Annotated in this window: 1 protein-coding gene; it reads right to left on the bottom strand. The window is 59.1% G+C overall.

Annotated elements, in window-relative coordinates; genetic code table 11:
* A partial coding sequence (locus tag ACR9ZK_RS21960; protein ID WP_481344071.1) for an SDR family NAD(P)-dependent oxidoreductase occupies window positions 1–178 on the bottom strand: 178 nt, incomplete at its 3' end.
* Window positions 179–274: the final 96 nt, after the last annotated feature.

Genomic DNA, 274 nt, shown 5'->3' with positions numbered 1-274 from the left:
GCTTGGCCGTCTGCGTCAAGCCGTCGTCGGTTCTCCGGTCAAGGAGGGCAACGTCCGCGCCGCACTGCGCAAGACCGATGGCGATCCGTTGCCCAATTCCGCTGCCAGCGCCCGTGACAATGGCGATCCGGCCACGGAGGTCGAACAGTTTCGGGGCGTTAAGAGTGATGTCCGGCATCGCTCTTCCTTTCTGTGGTTCCTTAAATTGTTGCCAATTCCATGACCGAGACGTCATTTGCCTGGTCACGGTCGAGTATGCCTGTCTGATTGCCTT

The sequence above is a fragment of the Monashia sp. HAY1-5C genome (assembly GCF_056755255.1).
The sequence above is the reverse complement of the archived record's forward strand: the minus strand, read 5'-3'. Positions and strand labels throughout refer to the sequence as shown.